This is a genomic window from Pseudorhodoplanes sp. (genome assembly GCF_050250235.1).
Classification (GTDB): Bacteria; Pseudomonadota; Alphaproteobacteria; order Rhizobiales; family Xanthobacteraceae; genus Pseudorhodoplanes.
Genome location: NZ_JBFWPA010000310.1, coordinates 1 through 3,097 on the forward strand (window position 1 = coordinate 1; position 3,097 = coordinate 3,097).

Consider the following 3,097-nt stretch of genomic DNA (forward strand, 5'->3'; position numbering starts at 1 on the left):
GAGCTTGATGGTTGACGGGAGCACATTGCCCGACGAGGACGCGCATGATCGGGAAGCGCACCGATGGCTAGATCCGTGGCGCGCTAATGCCTGGAACGCCGCGCTCGGCATCGTCGGGGGAGAGTTTCGCGAGGGTGACCCGCTGCCGATCCTCTGGCATTGGCTATACTTCCTGCCGACGCCGAACTGCGCGGAAACAGCAGAAGATGGCCTGCCCATACGTGCGGGAAGCCTCGCAGCGTGGGCGCGCGTTATGTTCGCGGGCGCGCGGATCCGGCAGTTTCAGCCTCTCCGGCTTGGTGAACCTGCGTCCTGTCATGAACGGGTCGAGAAGGCAGTGAGGAAGCAGGGTCGCTCAGGGCTGCTTACCTTCGTCACAACCCGAAACGAGATCAGCCAAAACGGATTTTCCTGCCTCGTCGAAGAGCAGAATTACGTCTTCATCGATAAGCAAATGGTGTCTGCAAATCAGTTGCCCCAGAATGGCGACATTCCAGACGCCGATTTGCATCTCGATATCAGCCCCGATTCCGTTCTGCTCTTTCGCTTCTCGGCGCTGACCTATAATGCGCATCGCATCCACTACGACGAAAGCTATGCGCGCGAGGAAGGCTATCCGGGTGTTGTGGTGCATGGGCCGCTGACCGCGCTTCTTCTTGGCGAACTGGCCCGCAAAGCTGCCACGAATCCTGCGACGGAATTCGAGTTTCGTACTCTTGAGCCGCTCTTTGTCAATTCGCAGATCCGATTGCGGGGGCGGGGGGAGTCGGATCAAGAGGTCCGACTCGTGGCATACGATCCGTACGGACGACCGGCAGTAACGGCGCGAGCGATGTTCGAAACCACGGTCGGTCGCAGCAGGCTTTAGTCACCAAAAACGATAGATCTGAGGGGAAAATGGCAGGCGTATTTGAGTTGCGGGTCGCTTGGGGCGATTGCGATGAAGCAGGAATCATCTTCTACCCGAACTACTTCTACTGGATGGATTGTGCATATCAGGGGTTGCTGAGAAGGGCGGGGTTGGATCAGAGGAAGTTGATCGAAAGATTTTCTATCCTCGCGACGATACTGGTCGGCGCACACGCAGAGTTTCGAGCGCCGGCAAGCTACGAAGACGTAATTTCGGTGGATGCGCTGGTCTCGAATTGGGGAGAGAAGAGCTTCAAAATCTCCTACAAAGGTATGCGCGGCGATGTCGTGATCTTTGAAGGATACGAGATGCGCGTGTGGGCGGTACGGACAGCCGAAGGCAAGATCAAGGCCGACGTAATCCCCGGCGCGTTCAAGGATCTGCTTGCGTCGCCACATGCATCAGAAGGCTGACTGCAGGGTGTGTTGGGATCATCGACTGCTTGTGAAACGTGTCTTTCTATTCCCAAGTTGCGTCGCCGAAAAAGCAGAGCGTACTTGCCGCCGGTCTTCAATTTACTTGGTCATTCGACGACGAGCATGTGTTGCGAGCGACGCGCCATCCCGGCCTGGACCAGCTTGTGGAGACAGCCCTCAGCAAGCTGCTTCTCAAATCTTTGATGGAACTGACCTTGGTCATCCAACAGGCTCACGGCAGTTCCAAGTTCGAGATATTGCGGGATGACATGCGCACCGAGTTCGCCAAGCAACTGCGCGAGTGCCGGCTGGCCGCGTAACGACCCAGCGCCTCTCGATGATGCCCCGCACAAGGCGATCGGCATTCCCTGTAGTGGTGTTTCGCTCTTTGCGCCGAGCGAGGACAGCCATCGGAGGGCATTTTTCAAGAGCGCGGAATAGGCCCCGGTGTATTCGTCGGAGCTCATGAACATCCCGTCCGCCTGTGACAGCTGGTTGCGGAGTGTGGTCGCATGGATCGGCGTCTCGTTCGTAGCTTCATTGCGTTCGGAAAAATTCGGTAGGTCAAGGTTGTTCAGGTCAATCAGCGTGGCTTTAGCTACGTCCTTGAATTCGCGATTTGTCAGCGCCGCGGCCGCTGTTGCGAGCCGCCGGTGAACGGATCCGATCTGGCTGCTGGCGGACAGAAAAACCAAGTCTATCAAGATAACCGCCTTTTTGAATTGTCACCTTGAAAAGCCACCCCGTATGCACCCATCGATGCGCGGCGCAACCGGCGCAAAACTTGACATCAAAAACCTCCGTCTGTAAAGAAAATCCATATAACGACCGATGTTCGTATACCGAACGAACGTTGGACAAACAAGCTGGCGATCGGAACATGGATGACCTGACGCGCGTGCCGCTCGATCTGCCTGCCTGGTCCAAGGATGATGGTGCGCGGCGCGTGCCGTATTGGCTGTTCCAGCGCGAGGACATCTATTCCCTTGAAAAGCAAAAGCTGTTCGAGGGCCCGACGTGGAATTTTCTGTGCCTAGAAGCGGAGCTGCAGGCGCCAGGCGATTTCGTGGCGGTCGATGTCGGCGAGAAGCCCGTTATCGCGACGCGCGATACGGATGGCGAGATCTACGGTTTTGAGAATCGCTGCGCGCATCGTGGTTCGCTGCTGGCGCTGGAAGATCGCGGCAACGTCAAAGATTTCACGTGCGTTTATCACGCCTGGCGGCACAACCTTCAGGGCGACCTGGTGGCCGTCGCGTTCAAGGATGGCATCCGCGGGCGGGGCGGCATCGCAACGGACTTCTGCATGTCCGAGCAAGGGCCGAAGAAGATGCGGATCGCGACGCTCTATGGTCTGGTCTTCGGTAGCTTCGACGAAGACGTGGAGGATATCGAGACCTATATCGGCGAAGCGGTGCTCGATCGCATCCGCCGGGTTCTGGACGGACGCAAGCCAGTAGTGCTCGGTCGCTTCACGCAGATCTTGCCAAATAACTGGAAGCTTTATGTCGAGAACACCAAGGACAGCTATCACGCCAGCATCCTGCATACGTTCTTCACGACCTTCGAGATCAACCGGCTTTCGCAGAAAGGCGGCATCATCGTCAGCGAGAATGGTGGTTGCCATGTGAGCTATTCCGAGATCGATCGGCAGGCCGAGGCGGAGAAGGCCAAGAGCTTCTATTCCGAGCAAAATATCCGCTCGCAATCGGACCTGAAGCTGTCCGACATGTCCCTGCTCGGGAGCTTCAAGGAGTTCGAGGACGACATA

At 57.2% G+C, this 3,097-nt stretch carries 4 protein-coding genes; 3 read left to right on the forward strand and 1 reads right to left on the reverse strand.

Annotation, left to right across the window (positions count from 1 at the left end):
* Positions 1–868: FAS1-like dehydratase domain-containing protein (locus AB7F49_RS39230; RefSeq protein WP_428533401.1), on the forward strand; the 868-nt coding region annotated here is incomplete at its 5' end.
* Between the two features lie 29 nt (positions 869–897).
* The gene (locus AB7F49_RS39235; RefSeq protein ID WP_428533404.1) at positions 898–1,323 is read left to right on the forward strand and encodes an acyl-CoA thioesterase; all 426 of its coding nucleotides are present in this window, start codon (positions 898–900) and stop codon (positions 1,321–1,323) included.
* A gap of 110 nt (positions 1,324–1,433) precedes the next feature.
* Here the strand turns inward: AB7F49_RS39235 and AB7F49_RS39240 are convergent, their stop codons facing one another.
* On the reverse strand, positions 1,434–2,030 hold the full coding sequence (locus AB7F49_RS39240; RefSeq protein ID WP_428533407.1) for an NADPH-dependent FMN reductase: 597 nt from the start codon (positions 2,028–2,030) through the stop codon (positions 1,434–1,436).
* 176 nt (positions 2,031–2,206) lie between these two features.
* On the opposite strand from AB7F49_RS39240, the gene AB7F49_RS39245 reads away from it, so the two are divergent.
* Positions 2,207–3,097, forward strand: an 891-nt coding sequence (locus AB7F49_RS39245; RefSeq protein WP_428533410.1) for an aromatic ring-hydroxylating oxygenase subunit alpha, incomplete at its 3' end; no start/stop codon positions are given.

Coding starts and splice junctions, on each gene's coding strand:
- AB7F49_RS39235 (WP_428533404.1), top strand. CDS start 898: ATGGCAGGCGTATTTGAGTTGCGGGTCGCTTGGGGCGATTGCGATGAA.